Genomic DNA, 20,100 nt, shown 5'->3' on the forward strand with positions numbered 1-20,100 from the left:
GGACGGCATGCTGCTGCAACTGGCCATTATCGGCGTCCTGATCGCGCTGTTTCCGCTGTCCTACGTGATGGTGAAGGGTGACCGCAACAAGTACCGCAAGCTTGCCTGGATCACGGCGTTCCTGACGCTGGACCTGATCATGTTCGGCAGCTTCACGCGGCTGACCGACTCCGGGCTGGGTTGCCCGGACTGGCCGGGCTGCTACGGGCATTCCAACCCGCATGCCGCCATGGAGCCGATCCGCGCGGCCGAGACCGCCATGCCCAGCGGACCGGTGACGCTGGCCAAGGCATGGATCGAGATGATCCACCGCTACTTCGCCATGGCCGTCGGCGTGCTGATCATCACGCTGATGGTGCTGGCGTGGGTCAAGCGGCGCGAACTGAAGCAGTCGCCGTGGTTCGCCACCGGGGTGCTGCTGCTGGTGTGCGTGCAGGGCGCCTTCGGCGCCTTCACCGTGACCCTGAAGCTGCAGCCCATCATCGTCGTCACGCACCTGATGCTCGGCATGGCGCTGCTGGCGGTGCTGATCCAGCTGGGCTCGCGCAACGACCCGCCGCACCCGGTCGCGCCGCAGGCGGCGCGCCTGCGCTGGCCGGTGCGCATCGGCCTGCTGCTGCTGGTGATCCAGATCTTCCTGGGCGGCTGGGTCAGCACCAATTACGCGGTGCTGGCCTGCACCGACTTCCCGCTGTGCAATGGCCAGCTGGTGCCGGAGATGGACTTCCGCCATGGCTTTACGCTGTGGCGCCAGCTGGGCATGACCGCGGACGGCGACTACATCCCGCACGCGGCGCTGGTGGCGATCCACTGGGTGCATCGCGGCTTTGCCGTGATCGTGCTGGGCTACCTGGCATGGTTCGCCCTGCGTGCGCGCCGGCACGAAGGGCTCAGCCGCGCCGCCGGCTGGCTGCTGGCGACGCTGGTGCTGCAACTGGCCACCGGGATGTCGAATATCGTGTTCGACTGGCCGCTGGTGGCGGCGGTCGCGCATAACGGCGGCGCCGCGGTGCTGCTGCTGCTGCTGGTCCGTCTCCACTACAATATCGGGCTGACGACCCGGGCCGCCGGCGCCCCCGCTGCCGTGCCGACTGCCGCCCGCGCCACATGAAAGACAAGACCCCTTCCGTGGTTACCGCTACCCATCCCCATTCCCTGGGCAAGTTGAGCCGCATACGGCACCTGGCCCGGCAATATGCCGCCCTGACCAAGCCGCGCGTGACGCAGCTGGCCGTGTTCTGCGCCATCATCGGCATGTTCCTCGCCACGCCCGGCATGGTGCCTTGGTCGGTGCTGATCGGCGGCGCCGCCGGCATCTGGCTGCTGGCCGGCGCGGCCTTCGCCATCAATTGCCTGGTCGAGCAGAAGATCGATGCACTGATGCGCCGCACCGCCTGGCGCCCGTCCGCCACCGGCGAGATCACCACGCGGCAGACGCTGGTGTTCTCCGCCATCCTGGGCGGCGCGGGCATGTGGCTGCTGCACGTCTACGCCAACGACCTGACCATGTGGCTGACCTTTGCCACCTTCCTGGGTTATGCGGTGGTCTACACCATCCTGCTCAAGCCGGCCACGCCGCAGAACATCGTCATCGGCGGCCTGTCCGGGGCGATGCCGCCGGCGCTGGGCTGGGCCGCGGTGGCGGGCGAGGTGCCGGCCGAGGCCTGGTTCCTGGTGCTGATCATCTTCACCTGGACCCCGCCGCACTTCTGGGCGCTGGCGCTGTACCGCCGCGCCGACTACGCCAAGTCCGGGCTGCCGATGCTGCCGGTGACGCACGGCGAGCGCTACACGCTGCTGCATATCCTGCTGTACACGCTGATCATGATCGCGGCGACGCTGCTGCCCTTTGTCTACGGCATGAGCGGCTACATCTACCTGGCGGCCGCGCTGGCGCTTGGGGCGGGCTTCCTCGCCTATGCCTGGAAGCTGTACCGGAACTATTCGGACGAACTGGCGCAGCGCACCTTCCGCTTCTCGATCCTGTACCTGTCGCTGCTGTTCGCGGCGCTGCTGGTCGACCACTACTTCAAGTTCGTGCCGCAGGTCTGACCTGCTCTTTTCGCGTGTCCCGGCTGCGGCATCTTGCCGCGCCGGCGCGAGCGCGGCAGCATGATCGGCGATACTGCATGCTGTCTCCTTCTCATTCCTGACCGGTCCCCCGCATGCCACGCCTCAGCCCCGTTTCCGGCCTGTTCGCCGCCTTCCGCCGCTTTTCCCTGCTGGCCGCGCTGGCCCTGGCCGTAGCCGCCTGCGGACAGCAGAAGGCCTCGTTCCGCAATGTCGATATCACCGGCGCCGCAGACTTCGGCAAGGACTTTTCGCTGACCGACCATACCGGCAAGGTGCGCACCCTGGCGGACTACAAGGGCAAGGCCGTGGTGATGTTCTTCGGCTACACCCACTGCCCGGATGTCTGCCCCACCACCATGGCCGAACTGAAGGCGGTGATGGAGCAGCTGGGACCGGACGCGGACCGCGTGCAGGTGCTGTTCGTCACGGTGGATCCGGAGCGCGATACGCAGGCGCTGCTGGCGCAGTACGTGCCCGCCTTCGATCCCCGCTTCGTCGGGCTGCGCCCGGCCGACGAGGCCGCGCTGCAGAAGCTGGCCAAGGACTTCAAGGTGTTCTACGCCAAGGTGCCGGGCAGCTCACCCAACAACTACACCGTGGATCACTCGGCCGGCAGCTATGTGTTCGACCCGCAGGGCAAGCTGCGGCTGTTCATCCGCCATGGCCAGGGTCCGGAGCCCATCGCGCACGACCTGAAGCAGCTGATGTCCTGACGCAAGCGGGGCGCACGGGTGCGGCATAACGTCGCACCAACGCTTCGCGGGCAACAAAAAAGGCCGGTCCAGGGACCGGCCTTTTGCATGGTTGCGGCTGGGGATCAGGCGAATGCCTGCAGCGCGCCCTTCATCTTCTTCATCGCCGCCGCCTCGATCTGGCGGATGCGCTCGGCCGATACGCCGAACTCGTCGGCCAGCTCATGCAGCGTGGCGCCGCCGGAGCCGTCGTCCTCGACGTTGAGCCAGCGCGCCTCGATGATGCGGCGGCTACGCTCGTCGAGCTTGCCCAGCGCTTCTTCGAGCCCCTCGACCTGCATGCGGTCGTGGCGCTTGGCTTCCATCACGCGCGTCGGCTCATTGTGATTGTCAGCCAGGTAGGCGATGGGGGCGAATTCCTCTTCGCCGTCGTCGACCTGGCCTTCAAGCGCCAGATCGCCGCCCGACAGGCGGGTTTCCATCTCCATCACTTCTTCGGGCTTGACGTTCAGCTCGCGCGCCACGGCCTCGACCTGTTCCGGCGTGAAGGTGTGCCCGCCCTGCTTGTGGCTGCGCAGGTTGAAGAACAGCTTGCGCTGGGCCTTGGTGGTGGCCACCTTGACCATGCGCCAGTTCTTCAGCACGTATTCATGGATTTCGGCCTTGATCCAGTGCATCGCGTACGACACCAGGCGCACACCCTGGTCCGGATCGAAACGCTTCACCGCCTTCATCAGGCCGATATTGCCTTCCTGGATCAGGTCGGCATGGGGCAGGCCGTAACCGAGGTACTGGCGGGCGATCGACACCACCAGCCGCAGGTGCGACATCACCAGGCGGCGGGCCGCATCGACGGAATCGTGGTCGCGCAGCTCGCGCGCCAGGCGTTGCTCTTCCTCCGCGGTCAGCAGCGGAATGCGGTGGACAGCCTGGATGTAGCTGTCGAGGTTGCCCACGGTCGCCGGAAAGGTCCGCGCAAAGCTGCCCGTGTTCCGGGGCACCGTCGGCAGACGGTTGTTCGTCAGGGTTTGGTCGGCAGACAAGACTGCGTTCACTCAATGGCTCCTTTCGCGTCCGGCGGTTTGGTTGCCGGTGCGCCGCGGCCCCTTGGGGGAATCGGCGGCACTGCAACGCATCTTAGCACTCTGGCCGGGTGAGTGCTAATTGGAGTGCCGGTGGCTCCGATAGTTCCCAGGTATCGATCTGTCTGTTCAGATAGTCAGGTGGATCGAAATGAGACGGCAACGATACCGCTGCCGCCGCGCACTGGTAGTTAGAGCCCGGGGTGGCAACGGGGTTCTGCCGGCCGTCGCAATGCTCTGTTCCACCAGCGACTACACTCGACCGGCGGGCAGCGCACTGGCATGCTTGCGAGCCTCTCTTATCGGATCGGAGGAGTTATGTCTGTTATCGAACACTTGCTCAAGCCGCATGTGCGCGACCTGGGCGATTTCACCGTGCGCCGGCTGCTGCCGGCCGCGGCAACCCAGACCGTCGGGCCGTTTATCTTCTTCGACCATATGGGACCGGTGCAGCTGCCACCGGGCCAGGGCGCCGATGTGCGTCCGCATCCCCATATCGGCCTGGCCACGGTCACCTACCTGTTCGAGGGCGAGATCATCCATCGCGACAGCCTTGGCAGCGACCAGGCGATCCGCCCTGGCGACGTCAACTGGATGACCGCCGGCCACGGCATCGTGCATTCGGAGCGATCGCCCGAGCACGTGCGGCCAGAGGGCGCACGCCTGCACGGCATCCAGACCTGGGTGGCGCTGCCGCGGCAGCACGAGGGCGCCGAACCGTCGTTTTTCCACCATCCCGCCGCGACGCTGCCGCGCATCGAGCGGCCCGGCCTGCGCATGGTGGTGATTGCCGGCGATGCGTTCGGCCAGACCTCGCCGGTCCAGGTCTTCAGCCGCACGCTGTACGTGGCGATCGAGCTGGACGCGGGCGCCAGCGTGGAGATTCCCGCCGACCACGCCGAGCGCGGCATCTATCCGGTCGACGGCGCGGTCGCGCTCGACGGCGAGCCGCTGCCGGCCGAGCACATGGTGGTGCTCACGCCGGGCCAGCCGGCCACGCTGACGGCCACGGCGCCGTCGCGCGTGATGCTGCTCGGCGGGGACCCGACCGACGGGCACCGCTTTATCTACTGGAACTTCGTTGCCAGCAGCAAGGTGGCGATCGAGGCCGCGGCCCAGCGCTGGGAGGACGACCAGTTCCCGCGCGTGCCCGGCGAGACCGAGCGCATTCCGCTGCCCCCGCGCAAGCCCTGACGGTTGTGCCGGGGCTGGCTCAGACCGGACTGGCCCAGGTCACGCGGGTGCCCTGGCGCAGGCATTCGCGGATAGCCTCGATCTGGATGGTGATCGGCGCCGGCACCGGCACCGCGCCGTCCAGCACGCGCCGGATCCAGGCCACGGTCAGGCCGGCATCGCTGCCCGGCGGAAGCTCCGGCACATCGCCGATCGAGCCGCCGGCCTGGCCCACCAGTGTGTGCTGATGGCCTTCATGCAGCCAGTCGATGCGGCCGGTGCGCCGGGCATCGGCCACCACCTCGCCCTCGGTGCCGCGCGCCAGCAGCACGTTGGCGGGTTCGTGGGAGAAGTAGTCGGTCAGCGTCTCGCGGTATTCAGGGTGCGTGTAGCTGTACAGCCGCAGGCCTTCGGCGGGCGAGTGCTCGCCCACCGGCTGCAGCATCTTGGCCACCGTATGCGACGAATTGCGCAGGCCGATCACGGTGCGCCGCTCCAGCAGCCGCGACAGCCCGGGCGACAGCACATCCACCGGCAGCACCGCCAGCGGGCCATTGCCGTCCCCATCGCGCAGCCTGGCCGCGGCTTCGGCGGTGCTCGCGCACAGGGGCACGCCCAGGGCCTCGAACAGCGCCATGCTGGTCACGCGCCCCTCGAACTCGCGCGTGCCGTGCACCAGCACGGGGACGCCTTCGCGGGCCAGCAACAGCGCCAGCAGCGGCACCAGGTTGGGCTGCTTGCGCGCGCCGTTGTAGCTGGGGATCACCACCACCTGCCGGTCCGGCGGCGCCGGCAGCGGCTCGCAGTGCGCATGCGCGGCCTCCAGCATGCCGGCCAGCTCGTGCGGGGCCTCGCCCTTGATGCGATAAGCCATCAGGATGGCGCCCAGCTCCAGGTCGGACACGCGGCCCGCCAGCATGGCGTCGAACAGGGCCTGCGCGTCCTCGCGCGGCAGCGCGCGCGCGCCGTTGACGCCGCGGCCGATCTCCTTGATAAAGCGGGCGGCGGGAAATGGGGCGGCGGTCGTGGTCATGGTGGCGTGGGGGTAGTGTGTTCTGGGTTCATGATAGCGGAGCGCGGCGGCCTCGCCCATGGCCGCCGGGCACGCCACCGCGCCGCTACGCCGCTTGCAGCAGCGCCGGATTGCGCTGCTTGCGGTAGAGGAAGTCCAGCACCGCGGTGCGGCAGCGGTGGTAGGCCGGATCGTCCGCCAGCGCCACGCGGTCGCGCGGGCGCGGCAGGTCCACCTTGAGGATTTCGCCGATGGTGGCCGCCGGGCCGTTGGTCATCATCACGATGCGGTCCGCCAGCAGCACGGCCTCGTCGACATCGTGCGTCACCATCACCACCGTGCTGCGGGTGCCTGCCACGATCTTGATCAGCTCGTCCTGCAGGTGCGCACGCGTGAGCGCATCTAGCGCGCCGAAGGGCTCGTCCATCAGCAGCACCTTGGGCGCCATCGCCAGCGCGCGGGCAATGCCCACGCGCTGCTTCATGCCGCCGGAGATCTCGTGCGGATACTTGTTCTCGGCGTGCGTCAGGCCCACCAGCGCCAGCGTGTCGTGCGTACGCGCCTTGAGCTGCGGCTTGCTCTCGCTGGTGGCGAAGACGCGCTCCACGCCCAGGTAGACGTTCTCGAAGCACGTCAGCCACGGCAGCAGCGAATGGTTCTGGAACACCACCGCGCGCTCCGGCCCCGGCCCGGCGATCTCGCGCCCGGCGCAGATCAGCGCGCCCGCGGTGGGCGTGGCCAGTCCCGCGACCAGGTTCAGCAGCGTGGACTTGCCGCAGCCGGAATGGCCGATCAGCGTGATGAACTCGCCCTCGGCGATATGCAGGTTGATATCGCGCAGGGCGACGAACGGTCCCTTGCGGGTCTTGAAGGTCTGGCCGACGTTTTCGATGCTGACGAACTTGTCCATGGCGATTCTCCCCGCGTATCAGTTGGTGCCGTAGCTGAAGCGCCGGGCCAGCGCCAGCAGCGCGTGCTCCAGCAGCAGCCCGATGATGCCGATCACGAAGATCGCGATCACGATGTGCTCGACCTTCAGGTTGTTCCATTCGTCCCACAGCCAGAAGCCGATGCCGGTGCCTCCGGTGAGCATCTCGGCCGCGACGATCACCAGCCACGCGGTGCCGATCGACAGCCGCACGCCGGTCAGCATGTAGGGCAGCACCGCGGGCAGCAGCACCCGCGTGAACACCTTCCATTCCGACAGGTCGAGCACGCGCGCCACGTTCAGGTAGTCCTGCGGCACGCGCGTGACACCCACCGCGGTGTTGATCACCATCGGCCAGATCGAGCAGATGAAGATCGCCCAGATCGCGGCCGGATTGGCCGCCTTGAACAGCAGCAGCCCGATCGGCAGCCATGCCAGCGGCGAAACCGGCCGCAGCAGGCTGATCACCGGCGCGGTCATGGCGTTCAGGAAGGCGAAGCGCCCGATCAGGAAGCCGGCCGGGATGCCGACCAGCGCGGCCAGGCCGAAGCCTGCTGCCACGCGCGCCAGCGACGCCAGCACGTTCCAGCCGATGCCCTGGTCATTGGGACCGTTGCGGTAGAACGGGTCGGCAAAGAGCGGCACCGCGGCGTTCCATGTCGCGCCCGGCGTGGGGATGGCCGGGATCATGCTGGCGATGCCGTGCCAGGCCAGTACGAACAGGGCGAAGCCCAGCAGCGGCGGCACCGCCTTGAGCACCAGCGCGGCAGCGGTCTCGCGGCGTGCCGCGCGCCGGGCCTGCGCGGAGATTTCCTGTTCGCGCCGGCGTGTCCGTTCCTTGGTGTCGGGGTCGGCTGCGGCATCGGGCGTGGTGGAGGCAATGGCATTCATGTCGGGCTCCTTTGGTCAGGGGCACAGCGGATCAGGCGGCGGGCGTGCCGGCGGCCTTGATCTTGAAACCGTCGGCGTAGGCTTTCGGGTCCTTGCCGTCCCAGACCACGCCGTCGATCAGCTTCGAGCTGCGCATGTCGCTCTTGGGCAGCGGCACCTGCGCGGCAGTGGCGGCCTGCTTGTAGATGTCGATGCGGTTGACCTGCCTGGCCACGGCGAGGTAATCCGGGTGGGCCTTGAGCAGGCCCCAGCGCTTGTGCTGCGTCAGGAACCACATGCCGTCGGACAGGAACGGGAAGTTCGCATTGCCGTCCTGGTAGAACTTCATCGCGTCGGGGTCGTCCCAGGTCTTGCCCAGCCCGTTGGTGTAGCGGCCCAGCATGCGGTCGAGGATGATGTCCATGTCGGTGTTGACGTAGGACTTGGCGGCGATGGTCTCGGCGGTCTTGCGGCGGTTGGAGGCCGATGCATCGATGAACTTGGAGGCCTCGAGTACCGCCGCCACCATCGCGCGCGCCGTGTTTGGATGCTTCTGCACGAACTCCGCGGTGGTGCCCAGGGTCTTTTCCGGATGGTTCTTCCAGATCGCCTGCGTGGTCTCGGCGGTAAAGCCGATCTTGTCGGCGATCGCGCGCGCGCCCCACGGCTCGCCCACGCAGAAACCATCCATATTGCCCACGCGCATGTTGGCCACCATCTGCGGCGGCGGCACCGTGATGGCCTTGGCGTCCTGCATCGGGTTGATGCCGTTGGCCGCCAGCCAGTAGTACAGCCACATCGCGTGCGTGCCGGTCGGGAAGGTCTGGGCGAAGGTGTAGTCGCGCTTTTCCTTTGCCATCAGCGCTTTCAGGCTGGCGCCGTCCCGCACACCCTTCTCGGCCAGCTTGGACGACAGCGTGATGGCCTGGCCGTTGTGGTTCAGGCTCATCAGCACGGCCATGTCCTTTTTCGGCCCGCCGATCCCGAGCTGGACGCCATAGACCAGGCCGTAGAGCACGTGGGCGGCGTCCAGCTCGCCATTGACCAGCTTGTCGCGCACGCCCGCCCAGGAGGCTTCCTTGGTCGGCGTGATCTTGATGCCGTATTTCTTGTCGAGCCCGAGCGTGGCCGCCATGACCACCGAGGCGCAGTCCGTCAGCGGAATAAAGCCGATGCGCACCTCGGTCTTCTCCGGCGCGTCGGAGCCCGCCGCCCAGGCGCCGGCGCGCACCAGCGGATCGACCAGCGTCATCACGCTGGCGCCGGCGATGGTGGCCAGCGCACGGCGCCGGCCGCTGCTGGCCGGTACCGCGTCGGCAGCGGCGTCGGCGTTCTGGACGGCTGCGTGCAGCGGCCTGGCATGGCTGAGGCGAGTGGGCATTGCTTGGCTCCAAGAAAAAAAGCGTCCCCTGCCGCCGCCGGCTTCGCCAGAAGACCGGTGCGCTGCGGGGACGCCGTTGTCCGTGGCGTGACGCGGCCCGCGTTGGCCATGTCCGCCTGAATTGTCGATCGGCCGCCGTTGGCCGATACCAGCATGACGCAAGCCGTATGCCAGCATCATGCGGTGCAGCATTTCGGGGAACGTGGTGCCGGAGCGGGGCGAAATGGGCGAGGTCGGTGCGTACGTGACGCGGTCCGGACACAGCCGCCGCACTCTGGCGGAGATGGACCGGCGAGGCGGGAAGGAGGGCGGCGCCAGGAGGGTGCAGCGCACCAGCCGCGTGCGGCGTTGCACCGCGACGGCGATGGCAGGGCTCAGCCCATGACGTCGATCACGCGCTGCGCGGCATCCACAAGCTTCAGCCCGCGTTCCATCGCCATGCTGCGCAGGCGCTTGTAGGCGTCTTCCTCGCTCAGCCCGCGCGCCTGCATCAGCAGGCCCTTGGCGCGCTCCACCACCTTGCGCTCGGCCAGCTTCAGCCGCGTGGCGTCGAGTTCGGCGCGCAACTGCTGGTCCAGCTCGAAGCGTGCATAGGCGACGTCGAGCACGGTCTTGACGCGCTCCGCGCGCAGGCCGTCGACGATATAGGCGGTAATGCCCGCGCTGAGTGCGGCCTTGATGCGCTGGCTGTCGTCATTGTCGGTGAACAGCACGATCGGGCGCGGGGCATGCTGGGTCGAGACGCACACGTGCTCGATGGTGTCGCGCGCCGCGGACTCGGACGCGATGATCAGCATGTCAGGCTGGCTGGCGTTGATCACGTCGGGCAGCCGCAGGTCCGCGTCGACTACCTGGATCTCGGTGAAGCCAGCGTTCACCAGCCCGCTGCGGATGGTCTCGACGTTCAGGGGATCGGCGTCGAGCGGGTCGCGCACGAGCAGGATACGCAGCACCCGGCCGGCGGCGGGGGTGGCCGGGTTCGCTGGCGTGGGCGAGGGGGGCGGATGGCGTCTTGTCATGGCTGGCTCTGTTGCAGTGCGCCATGCAAGATTCGCGCCGGGGGGCCTCGGATGGTGCGCCAGTCCGGTGCGGCGGCGTTTGCAAGCGTGCCTGGATCCATTGTATGCGGCCGTACGCAGGGCACAGCGCGCGGTGTATCCTGTTGGCCTGCTGCGCCCGGCACCGGGCCCCGTCGCAGCACCGATCTGACCTATCTGGAGAGATGCATGACCGAATTCGTGTTCGCCCCGCCCGCGCCCGTTGGCGTGCCTGTGCGCGGCAGCCACGCCAGCTTTCCGGTCCGGCGCGTGTACTGCGTCGGCCGCAACTATGCCGCCCATGCCCGGGAAATGGGTTCGGACCCGGACCGCGAGCCGCCGTTCTTCTTCTGCAAGCCGTCCGATGCCGTCAGCTATGTCGCCGACGGCACCGAGGGCGCGTTCCCTTATCCGCCGGGCACCAGCAACTGCCACTATGAAGTGGAGCTGGTGGTGGCGATCGGCAAGGGCGGCCGCGACATCCCGGTCGAGCAGGCCGCCGGCCACGTGTTCGGCTATGCCGTGGGCCTGGACATGACGCGCCGCGACCTGCAGAACGAATCGAAGAAGACCGGCCGCCCGTGGGAGACCGGCAAGGCCTTCGACCGTTCTGCGCCGATCGGCCCGATCGTGCCGGTCTCGGCCATCGGCCATCCGCAAAAGGGCGAGGTCACGCTGTCGGTCAACGGCGTCGAAAAGCAGCGCGGCGACCTGTCGGACCTGATCTGGTCGGTGCCGGAGATGGTGTCGTACCTGTCGAAGCTGTTCGAGCTTCAGCCCGGCGACCTGATCTTCAGCGGCACGCCCGAGGGCGTGGGCCCGGTGGTCAAGGGCGATGTCATGCAGTGCCACGTCGGCGGCGTGGGCGATCTCACCATCAAGGTAGTCTGACCGATGCTCAAGCTTTACAGCTATTTCCGCAGTTCGGCCTCGTTCCGCGTGCGTATCGCGCTGGAACTCAAGGGCCTGTCCTATGACTACGTGCCGGTGCACCTGCTCAAGGAAGGCGGCCAGCAGCTCAAGCCGGAGTTCCGCGCGGTGAACCCCGACGGGCTGGTACCGGCGCTGGCCGACGGCGAGCACGTGCTGCAGCAATCGCTGGCCATCGTCGAGTACCTCGACGAGGTCCATCCCGAGCCGAAGCTGCTGCCCGGCACGGCGCTGGACCGCGCCTATGTGCGTGGCCTGGCGCAGGAGATCGCCTGCGAGATCCATCCGCTGAACAACCTGCGCGTGCTGAAGTACCTGAAGCACACGGTGGGCGTGGCCGACGAGGTCAAGGACGCCTGGTACCGCCACTGGATCGAGCTGGGCTTCGCCTCGCTGCAAGCCAACCTCGAGCGCAGCGGCAAGGCCGGGCGCTTCTGCTTCGGCGACACGCCCACGCTGGCCGACCTGTGCCTGGTGCCGCAGGTGTTCAACGCTCAACGCTTCAATATCGACGTGGCGCGCTATCCGGCGATCGCGAAGATCTATGAAGCGTGCATGGCGCTGCCGGCGTTCCAGAAGGCGGAGCCGAAGTCGCAACCTGACGCGGAATAGTATTGCACCCCGGCAAAGCGCAAACACCCCGGCACTGCCGGGGTGTTTTGTCTTGGAGGACGTCGGGATTTAACCCAGCAGCGCCTCGGCGAACTCCTCCGCCTTGAACGGCTGCAGGTCTTCCACCTTCTCGCCCACGCCGATGAAATAGACCGGCACCGGGCGCTGGCGCGCGATCGCCGCCAGGATGCCGCCCTTGGCGGTGCCGTCGAGCTTGGTCACGATCAGGCCGGTGAGCCCGAGCGCGTCGTCGAAGGCGCGGGTTTGCTGCAGGGCGTTCTGTCCGGTATTGGCGTCGATCACCAGCAGCACCTCGTGCGGGGCGCTGGGCATGGCCTTGCTGATCACGCGCTTGACCTTCTTCAGCTCTTCCATCAGGTGCAGCTGCGTCGGCAGGCGCCCGGCGGTGTCGGCCATGACGATATCGATGCCGCGCGCCTTGGCGGCGTTCACGGCGTCGAAGATCACCGCCGCGGGATCGCCGCTTTCCTGCGCCACCACGGTGACGTTGTTGCGTTCGCCCCAGATCGCCAGCTGCTCGCGCGCGGCGGCGCGGAAGGTGTCGCCGGCGGCCAGCAGCACCTTCTGGTCATAGCGCTGGAAGTGCTTGCACAGCTTGCCGATGCTGGTGGTCTTGCCGGCGCCGTTGACGCCCGCGATCATCATCACCAGCGGCTGCTCGCGGCCCAGCGCCATGGTCTTTTCGAGCGGGCGCAGCAGCTGCGTCAGCAGCTCGCGCAGCGCCGCCTTGACGCCCTCGGCGGTTTCGATGCGTTCGGACCTGACGCGCTTGCGCAGTTCGCCCAGCAGGTATTCGGTGGCCTCGACGCCGGCGTCGGCCATCAGCAGCGCGGTTTCCAGTTCCTCGAACAGGTCCTCGTCGACCTTGACGCCGACGAACAGCGTGCCGAGGTTGCGGCTGGTCTTGGACAGGCCGGTGCGCAGGCGCTGCATCCAGCCCTGCCTGGCTTCTGCGCTGGGGGCGGGCGGCGGCACCAGTTCCAGCGCCTCGGCAGCCACCGGCGCCGGCGCGGGCGGAGGCACTTGTGCCGGCACCGGGACGGGCACGGGAACCGGCACGGTCGCGGGGGCTGGCGTGGGCGTGGGCGTGGGCGTTGGCGTTGGTGTCGGGGACGGTGCCGGGGCGGGTGCGGGGACCTCCGGCGCGGGGGCCGGGGCTGGCGCGGGCGCCTCGACGGCGGCCTCCACTGGCGCCTCGACGGGCGCCGGCTCGGCCTTGCGCTTCTTCCAGAAACTAAACATTGGGGAACGGGGTCAATACCGGGGCCGAAACCCTGGCGGCAGCCACTGCCGCAGGCAACCGGTGATTAATCAATGGGTTACGCAGGCTTCGCGATGGCAGGGGAGAAACCGTTGTGGTCCCCGCCGGCGATTGCGTATAGTTCGCTACATGAGTTCACTACATGGCAGATTCGCGCGCAGCGTCGCGCACGCGAATCGATCGGCAAAATTTTAGCAGACGGGGTCGCATGAACCATTGCGCTGTCATGACCGCAACGGGCGTACCGGGCAGCAACGCCACCGCCCAAACGCGCAGCCAACGCCACGCACCGCCCTTGCAGGCGCCATCCACCCCCGCCGCGCGACTGGCGCGGCGTGTCATTCCCACGCTGCTGCTGGCGCTGCTGCCGTGGTCGCTGCCCGCGGCGGCGCAGGGCGTGGTGGCCTCGCCGATGCCGGCGGCGCAGACCGCGCCCGCCGGCGCCACCGCCCACGGCACGACCGAGTACCGCCTGTCCAACGGGCTGCGGCTGATCGTCAAGGAAGACCACCGCGCCCCGACCGTGGCACACCAGGTCTGGTACCGCGTGGGCGGCATCGACGAGGTCAGTGGCACCACTGGCGTGGCCCACATGCTGGAACACATGATGTTCAAGGGCACGCCCAAGGTCGGCGTGGGCGAGTTCTCGAAGCAGGTGGCGGCCCTGGGCGGGCGCGAGAACGCCATGACCAACCGCGACTTCACCATGTACTACCAGCAGATCGGCAAGCAGTACCTGCCGAAGATGATGGAGCTGGAAGCCGACCGCATGGCCAACCTCGTCATCACCAAGGACGAGTTCGAGCGCGAGATGAAGGTGGTGATGGAAGAACGCCGCCTGCGCACCGACGACTCCGCGCGCGGTACGGTCTATGAGCAGCTGCTGGCGACGGTCTACACCGCGGCCGCCTACCGGCACCCGGTGATCGGCTGGATGGACGACCTGGTCAACATGCGCGTGGACGACGTCAAGGACTGGTATCGCCACTGGTATGTGCCCAACAACGCCACGGTGATCGTCACGGGCGACGTCAAGGCCGAGGAAGTGAGGGCGCTGGCCGAGCGCTACTACGGCAAGCTCAAGCCACGCGCGCTGCCGGTGCGCAAGGACCAGGAAGAGCCGGCGCAGAAGGGCATCAAGCGCATCTGGGTCAAGGCACCCGCCGAGAACCAGTACATGGTGATGGCCTACAAGGTGCCGCGCCTGCGCGACGTCGAGAAAGACGTCGACCCCTATGCGCTCGAGGTGCTGGCGGCCGTGCTCAACGGCTACGACAACGCGCGCCTGACCCGCGAACTGGTGCGCGAGCAGCGCCTGGCCGACGACGTCAATGTCGGCTACGACAGCATCAACCGCGGCGAGTCGCTGTTCGTGCTCGACGGCACGCCGGCGGCGGGCCACAACACCGACGAGATCGAGCGCGCGTTGCGCGCGGAGATCCAGCGCATCGCCCGCGAGGGCGTGTCGCCGGAGGAGCTCAAGCGCGTCAAGGCGCAGGTGGTGGCCGGCCAGATCTACAAGCGCGATTCGGTATTCGGGCAGGGCATGGAGATCGGCGTGTCCGAGATCTCGGAGATCTCCTGGCGCCAGATCGATCGCATGCTCGACAAGATCAAGGCCGTCACGCCGGCGCAGGTGCAAGCCGTCGCCGCCAAGTACTTCAACGACGACAACCTGACCGTGGCCACCCTGGTGCCGCAGCCGATCGATCCGAACAAGCCCAAGTCGCAGGCCCCTTCGGGCCTGCGCCACTGAGAACAAGGCGATGACCCAGTCCGTCACTTCCGCGCCGCGTCCGCTGCGCAAACTGGCCGGCGCCGCATTGGGCGCCGTGGTGCTGCTGGCCGCGCAACTGGCGCAGGCAGCGATCCCGATCGAACACTGGACCGCATCCACCGGCGCCCGGGTATTCCTCGTGCACAGCCCGTCAATCCCGATGCTCGATATCAATATCGACTTCGACGCCGGCAGCCGCTATGACCCGCAGGGCAAGGCCGGGCTGGCCACGCTGACCGCGGCCCTGCTGGACAAGGGCGCGGCCGCGCAGGACGGCCAGCCGGCGCGCGACGAGGCCAGGATCGCCGATGCCTTTGCCGATACCGGGGCCGCCTTCGGCGGCGCGGCCGGCGGCGACCGCGGCGGCATCGGGCTGCGCACCCTGACCGCGCAGCCGGAACTGGACCAGTCGGTCGCGCTGGCCGCGCAGCTGATCAAGGCGCCGACCTACCCGGATGCCGTGGTCGGTCGCGAGAAGCAGCGCCTGATCACCGCCATCCGCGAAGCCGACACCAAGCCGGGCGTGATCGCCGACAAGGCGCTGGCCCGGGCCATGTATCCCGACCATCCCTACGGCGTCGCCGCGACCCCCGAGAGCGTGGCGTCGATCACGCGCGACGACATCGTCGGTTTCTGGCGCGACAACTACGGCGCGCAGCGCGCGGTGGTGACACTGATCGGCGCGGTCGACCGCAAGCAGGCCGAGGCCATCGCCGAGCAGTTGACGCGCGGGCTGCCGCCCGGCCGCGCCGCACCGGCGCTGCCGCAGGTGAAACTGAAGATCGCGCCCAGCGAGCAGCGCCTGCCGCACCCGGCGCAGCAGTCCAGCGTGGCGCTGGGCCAGCCGGCGATCGCGCGCGGCGACCCCGACTATTTCGCGCTGCTGGTGGGCAACTACGTGCTGGGCGGCGGTGGCTTCAGCTCGCGCCTGACCGACGAAGTGCGCGAGAAGCGCGGCCTGACCTACGGCGTGGACAGCTACTTCGCACCGTCCAAGCAGCCGGGGCCGTTCGGCATCAGCCTGCAGACCAAGAAGGCCCAGACCGACGAGGCGCTGGCGCTGGTGCGCCAGGTGCTGACGCGCTTTGTCGCCGAAGGCCCGAGCGAAAAGGAGCTGCGCGCGGCCAAGGACAACCTGATCAACGGCTTTCCGCTGCGCATCGACAACAACCGCAAGCTGCTGACCAACGTCGCCAATATCGGCTGGTACGGGCTGCCGCTCGATTACCTCGATACCTGGACCGCGCAGATCGGCAAGGTCACGCGCGAACAGGTCAGGGCGGCGTTCCAGCGCCACGTGCACCCGGACAACATGGCGACGGTGATCGTCGGCGGCCCGGTGGGCAGCGCGCCCACGGCTTCGCGGCAGTGATGTCAGCGATGATGTCGGCGGTGACGGCGGCATCGCCTGCGGCGGAGCCTGCCGCAGGCTCTACAATCACGGCATGAATTCGCGTTCCCGATTGCCCTCGCCCGCGCCTCGCGGGCGATCTCCCGTCTCTCCCGTGCCGCGCCAGGCACCCGCACAGGTCCGCATCATCGGCGGACGCTGGAAGCGTACGCTGCTGCCCGTGCCTGACGCCCAGGGCCTGCGGCCCACGCCCGACCGCGTGCGCGAAACGCTCTTCAACTGGCTGGGCCAGGACCTGTCCGGCATGGAATGCCTGGATCTGTTCGCCGGCTCCGGCGCGCTCGGTTTCGAGGCCGCCTCGCGTGGCGCGGCCGTGGTGACGCTGGTCGAGTCCAATGCGCGCGTGGCCAGGCAATTGCGAGACAACGTGACGCGGCTGGATGCCGGGCAGGTGCGCGTGCTGCAAGGCGACGCCTTCGCCATTGCCGCGCAGCTGCCGGATGCCAGCTTCGACGTGGTGTTCCTGGACCCGCCCTTCGCCGAGGACTGGATCGGCCCGTCGCTGGCGCACGCGGCGCGGCTGTCGCGGCCGGGCGGGGCGGTCTATGTCGAGACCGACCACCCGCTGACCGGCGCCGATGCACCGGTGCCGGCATCGCTCGAGATCGTGCGGCACGCGCGCGCCGGAGCGGTGCATTTCCACCTGCTGCAGCACCACGTGCCGGGCCACGGCGCCGCCTGATGCGCCAGGCCCGCGGGCCGCTGCCTGGCGCCGCGGTTTCGGAAAGGGGAAGGGCCCCTTCCCGATTGCGAAACCGATTCTTGGGTGCACTGCCGCAAAACGGTGCCTGCGGCGACTTCCAAGCGGGGCATTTAGGGTTACACTACGCCGCTGTCACAACGCTCGCGACGCAGCACCCACGCCGGCCCGGCCGGCGCAAGAGGCGGCCCTTCCACGGCCGGCAGCGGGCAGATCAAGGAGGAAGTATGGTCAGCGCGGTCTATCCCGGCACCTTCGATCCAATGACCCGGGGACACGAGGATCTGGTCCGCCGTGCGTCGAATATCTTCGACGAACTGGTGGTCGGCGTGGCGCACAGCCCCAACAAGCGCCCGTTCTTTTCGCTCGAAGAGCGCATCAGCATTGCCCGCGAAGTGCTCGGGCATTATCCGAACGTGCGGGTCGAGGGCTTTTCCGGACTGCTCAAGGATTTCGTGCGCAAGAACAATGCGCGCGTGATCGTGCGCGGCCTGCGCGCGGTGTCCGACTTCGAGTACGAGTTCCAGATGGCGGGCATGAACCGCTACCTGCTGCCCGACGTGGAGACCATGTTCCTGACCCCGTCGGACCAGTACCAGTTCATCTCCGGCACCTTCGTGCGCGAGATCGCGGTGCTGGGCGGCGATGTCAGCAAGTTCGTGTTCCCGTCGGTGGAACGCTGGCTGCAAGAGAAAATCGCGAAACCGGAATAAAATATGGCTTCAGACACGTCAGACCGCGGCCAGTCGGGCGCGGGCGTGTCCGCAGGAAGGAAACACCATGGCGCTGATGATCACCGACGACTGCATCAACTGCGACGTTTGTGAACCCGAGTGCCCGAACGAAGCCATTTCGATGGGGCCCGAGATCTATGAAATCGACCCCAACAAGTGCACCGAGTGCGTCGGCCACTTCGACGAGCCGCAATGCCAGCAGGTCTGCCCGGTCGCGTGCATTCCCAAGGATCCGAACCGCGTGGAGACCCATGAGGTCCTGATGCAGCGGTACCGCCTGCTGACGGCGGCCCGGCACGCGGCCTGATACCGGATCACCCTGGCCCGGCCTCGCCATCCCGGCTTGCGCCGCGCAAAAAAAGCCCCCGGCACCGCAAGGTGACGGGGGCTTAACCTTTCCCCAATTACTACGGTTACTGCCTACGGCACTGCGCGGTCAGGCACCGATCGGCTTGCCGTCGGCACGACGCACCACGATGGTGGACGAGCGCGGCGGCTTGGCCGCATCCGGCCACTTGCCGGTCGGGTGCTGGATGTTGATGAAGCAGGTGGTCAGGTCCGGCGTGTAGGCGATGCCGGTGATCTCGCAACCGGTCGGGCCCGCCAGGAAGCGCTTCGACTGGCCCGTCGGCGAGATGTAGTACATGCTGTTGTTGCCGAAGGTGCCGGTGTAGGTGGCGCTGGTGCTCGAATCGGTCTGCACCCACAGGCGGCCCTTGGGATCGACGCGCAGGCCGTCCGGGCTCGAGAACGTATCGCCGTTGATGTTGCCCTTCAGGTTGTCCGTGGCCAGCGACGGGTCGCCGGCCTGCAGCAGGATGCTCCAGGTGAAGGTCGTGGCCAGCGGCGAATTGCCGGCTTCATTCCACTTGACGATATGGCCGTGCAGGTTGTTCTTGCGCGGGTTGGCGGCGTCGGTCTGCTGGCGGCCGCTGTTGTTGGTCAGCGTGCAGTACAGCGTGTTGTCCGGCGCGGCGGTGATCCACTCGGGGCGGTCCATCAGCGTGCCGCCGGCCACGCGCGCGGCCGACTTGGTGTTGATCAGCACGTCTGCCTGGGTGGCGAAGTCGACCGTGGTCGGTGCCGGCGACACCGCCGACTGGGTCCAGTTGCCCGGGTCCGAGGCACCGACGGTGAGGCCGTTCTTGCCCTGCGACAGTTCGATCCACTGGCCGCTGCCGTCGGCGTTGAACTTCGCCACGTACAGCGTGCCGGTGTCCAGCAGGTTGGCGTTGGCGGCGCGGTTGTTCGGGTCGAAGGCCTTGCTCGGCACGAACTTGTAGATGCAGCCCGGGGTGCCGTCGTCGCCCATGTAGAAGGCCACGTTGTTGCTGGCATCGGTGATGTAGGCGACGTTCTCGTGGTCGAAGCGGCCCATCGCGGTGCGCTTGGCCGGCGCGCCCAGCGTGCCGTACGGGTCGATCTCCACCACCCAGCCGTAGCCGTTGTCGGCCTGGATCGGGTCGATGTAGTTGTCGGTGCTTTCTTCGCAGGTCAGGTAGGTGCCCCACGGGGTGTGGCCGCTCGAGCAGTTGTTGAGCATGCCGACCACGGTGGCGCCGATCACCGGTGCGGCCGGGCCGCCGACGCGGTACAGCGTGTTGCCGGTGTAGCGCTTGTTGTAGATCGAGTCGCGCTTGACCTGCCACTTGCCGCTGGCGGCCAGCTCCACTTCGATCACCGAAATGCCGACCGCCGACAGCGCGATGCGCTTCTGCTCCGGGCTTGCGGTAGCGGCATCGTAGGCGGTCGGGAACAGGATGTTGTAGTCCGGCAGTTCGTGGTTGATTGCCAGCAGGCCGCCCTTCTGCGGATCCACGCCCGGCAGCGTGAAGAAGTGCATGCCGTCGTGGTTGCCGCCAGCCTGGCGCTCGGTCTCGGCCGACGACTGGAAGGCGCCGGCATAGCCGGTGGCACCGGCTTCGACCGGGTCGCCGGCGGAGAACAAAACGTCGACGCTGTAGCCGCTCGGCACCACCACGGTGTCGGCGGTGGACTTGGCGATCGGCTCGAAGGTGACCTCGTAGCTCGGCGTGGCCGGCGCCGGGGCCGGAGCGGGTGCCGGGGCAGGGGCCGGTGCGGGCGCCGGAGCCGGCGCAGGATCGTCATCGCCGCCGCAGGCGGCCAGCAGGCCGCTGCCGAATGCCGACACCAGCGACAGGCCCAGGCCGCCGCGCAGCACCCGGCGGCGGGCCGGGTTGGCGGCGACGATGTCCTCGAGCATCTGGCCGGGCACGTCAACGTCGGGCTTGGCGGCGCGGCTTGCGGCGCGCGCTTCGTCGGTCAGGTACGACATGGGCTTTCCTCCTGTGGGATGTCATGCGCATCGGCAACCATGCGATACCGACGCGATTGGAAACCCCGCAATTTAGGTGGTGCCCATGGCACTTTGATGACACTATGTCT

At 68.0% G+C, this 20,100-nt stretch carries 19 protein-coding genes; 11 read left to right on the forward strand and 8 right to left on the reverse strand.

From position 1 onward, the window contains the following. The first annotated feature begins 7 nt into the window (after nucleotides 1-7). The 3 genes from AC3FMM_RS26970 (at nucleotide 8) to AC3FMM_RS26980 (ending at nucleotide 2,786) form a co-directional block, all read left to right on the forward strand. Nucleotides 8-1,111 (forward strand): COX15/CtaA family protein, encoded by a 1,104-nt coding sequence (locus AC3FMM_RS26970; protein WP_488687720.1) that lies wholly within the window; start codon nucleotides 8-10, stop codon nucleotides 1,109-1,111. Next, nucleotides 1,108-2,052 carry a heme o synthase gene (gene cyoE / locus AC3FMM_RS26975; RefSeq protein WP_473703499.1) on the forward strand — a complete coding sequence of 315 codons (945 nt, stop codon included), beginning with the start codon at nucleotides 1,108-1,110 and terminating at the stop codon, nucleotides 2,050-2,052. Before AC3FMM_RS26970 ends, cyoE begins: the two co-directional genes overlap by 4 nt. A gap of 113 nt (nucleotides 2,053-2,165) precedes the next feature. After that, complete coding sequence (locus AC3FMM_RS26980) at nucleotides 2,166-2,786, forward strand: SCO family protein (RefSeq protein WP_115708014.1); 621 nt, start codon at nucleotides 2,166-2,168, stop codon at nucleotides 2,784-2,786. Between the two features lie 104 nt (nucleotides 2,787-2,890). Here the strand turns inward: AC3FMM_RS26980 and rpoH are convergent, their stop codons facing one another. Continuing rightward, nucleotides 2,891-3,820 (reverse strand): RNA polymerase sigma factor RpoH, encoded by a 930-nt coding sequence (rpoH, locus tag AC3FMM_RS26985; protein WP_488687721.1) that lies wholly within the window; start codon nucleotides 3,818-3,820, stop codon nucleotides 2,891-2,893. Between the two features lie 345 nt (nucleotides 3,821-4,165). On the opposite strand from rpoH, the gene AC3FMM_RS26990 reads away from it, so the two are divergent. Next, nucleotides 4,166-5,041, forward strand: a complete 876-nt coding sequence (locus tag AC3FMM_RS26990; RefSeq protein WP_115708016.1) for a pirin family protein — start codon at nucleotides 4,166-4,168, stop codon at nucleotides 5,039-5,041. A gap of 19 nt (nucleotides 5,042-5,060) precedes the next feature. On the opposite strand, the gene ybiB is transcribed toward AC3FMM_RS26990, so the two are convergent. From ybiB to AC3FMM_RS27015, 5 genes are all read right to left on the reverse strand, one after another. Next, the gene (ybiB, locus tag AC3FMM_RS26995; RefSeq protein ID WP_116312100.1) at nucleotides 5,061-6,053 is read right to left on the reverse strand and encodes a DNA-binding protein YbiB; all 993 of its coding nucleotides are present in this window, start codon (nucleotides 6,051-6,053) and stop codon (nucleotides 5,061-5,063) included. An 85-nt stretch (nucleotides 6,054-6,138) separates the two neighbouring features. Then, nucleotides 6,139-6,942 carry an ABC transporter ATP-binding protein gene (locus tag AC3FMM_RS27000; protein ID WP_116312101.1) on the reverse strand — a complete coding sequence of 268 codons (804 nt, stop codon included), beginning with the start codon at nucleotides 6,940-6,942 and terminating at the stop codon, nucleotides 6,139-6,141. A gap of 18 nt (nucleotides 6,943-6,960) precedes the next feature. Beyond that, nucleotides 6,961-7,851: a nitrate ABC transporter permease gene (gene ntrB, locus AC3FMM_RS27005; protein ID WP_115708022.1), complete on the reverse strand. Its 891-nt coding sequence runs from the start codon at nucleotides 7,849-7,851 to the stop codon at nucleotides 6,961-6,963. Nucleotides 7,852-7,882: 31 nt separating this feature from the next. Continuing rightward, a complete protein-coding gene (locus AC3FMM_RS27010) occupies nucleotides 7,883-9,211 on the reverse strand; it encodes a CmpA/NrtA family ABC transporter substrate-binding protein (RefSeq protein ID WP_414249815.1) in 1,329 nt (442 codons plus the stop codon). A gap of 374 nt (nucleotides 9,212-9,585) precedes the next feature. Beyond that, nucleotides 9,586-10,230, reverse strand: coding sequence for an ANTAR domain-containing response regulator (locus AC3FMM_RS27015; protein ID WP_115708025.1), 645 nt, complete (start codon nucleotides 10,228-10,230; stop codon nucleotides 9,586-9,588). Between the two features lie 207 nt (nucleotides 10,231-10,437). Here AC3FMM_RS27015 and AC3FMM_RS27020 point away from each other — a divergent pair, with 207 nt between their 5' ends. Together AC3FMM_RS27020 and maiA are read left to right on the forward strand one after the other, a co-directional pair. Beyond that, the gene (locus tag AC3FMM_RS27020; protein ID WP_488687722.1) at nucleotides 10,438-11,139 is read left to right on the forward strand and encodes a fumarylacetoacetate hydrolase family protein; all 702 of its coding nucleotides are present in this window, start codon (nucleotides 10,438-10,440) and stop codon (nucleotides 11,137-11,139) included. Between the two features lie 3 nt (nucleotides 11,140-11,142). Next, entirely contained in the window at nucleotides 11,143-11,790 is a 648-nt protein-coding gene (maiA, locus tag AC3FMM_RS27025) for a maleylacetoacetate isomerase (protein ID WP_116312105.1), read from the forward strand. 69 nt (nucleotides 11,791-11,859) lie between these two features. Here the strand turns inward: maiA and ftsY are convergent, their stop codons facing one another. Further along, nucleotides 11,860-13,053: a signal recognition particle-docking protein FtsY gene (gene ftsY, locus AC3FMM_RS27030; RefSeq protein ID WP_116312106.1), complete on the reverse strand. Its 1,194-nt coding sequence runs from the start codon at nucleotides 13,051-13,053 to the stop codon at nucleotides 11,860-11,862. A 227-nt stretch (nucleotides 13,054-13,280) separates the two neighbouring features. Between ftsY and AC3FMM_RS27035 the strand changes: the two genes are divergently transcribed. From AC3FMM_RS27035 to AC3FMM_RS27055, 5 genes are all read left to right on the forward strand, one after another. Then, entirely contained in the window at nucleotides 13,281-14,828 is a 1,548-nt protein-coding gene (locus AC3FMM_RS27035; RefSeq protein WP_326347020.1) for a M16 family metallopeptidase, read from the forward strand. 10 nt (nucleotides 14,829-14,838) lie between these two features. Further along, nucleotides 14,839-16,221, forward strand: coding sequence for a M16 family metallopeptidase (locus tag AC3FMM_RS27040; RefSeq protein ID WP_115708033.1), 1,383 nt, complete (start codon nucleotides 14,839-14,841; stop codon nucleotides 16,219-16,221). Between the two features lie 73 nt (nucleotides 16,222-16,294). Then, nucleotides 16,295-16,942, forward strand: coding sequence for a 16S rRNA (guanine(966)-N(2))-methyltransferase RsmD (gene rsmD / locus AC3FMM_RS27045; RefSeq protein WP_488687723.1), 648 nt, complete (start codon nucleotides 16,295-16,297; stop codon nucleotides 16,940-16,942). Nucleotides 16,943-17,187: 245 nt separating this feature from the next. After that, nucleotides 17,188-17,673, forward strand: a complete 486-nt coding sequence (gene coaD / locus AC3FMM_RS27050) for a pantetheine-phosphate adenylyltransferase (protein WP_012351649.1) — start codon at nucleotides 17,188-17,190, stop codon at nucleotides 17,671-17,673. A 67-nt stretch (nucleotides 17,674-17,740) separates the two neighbouring features. Further along, on the forward strand, nucleotides 17,741-18,001 hold the full coding sequence (locus AC3FMM_RS27055) for a YfhL family 4Fe-4S dicluster ferredoxin (RefSeq protein ID WP_012351650.1): 261 nt from the start codon (nucleotides 17,741-17,743) through the stop codon (nucleotides 17,999-18,001). A 129-nt stretch (nucleotides 18,002-18,130) separates the two neighbouring features. Here AC3FMM_RS27055 and AC3FMM_RS27060 read toward each other — a convergent pair whose 3' ends face one another. Beyond that, nucleotides 18,131-19,990 carry a PhoX family protein gene (locus tag AC3FMM_RS27060; RefSeq protein ID WP_115708037.1) on the reverse strand — a complete coding sequence of 620 codons (1,860 nt, stop codon included), beginning with the start codon at nucleotides 19,988-19,990 and terminating at the stop codon, nucleotides 18,131-18,133. Nucleotides 19,991-20,100 lie beyond the last annotated feature (110 nt).

This window comes from Cupriavidus sp. 207A1 (assembly GCF_057798955.1).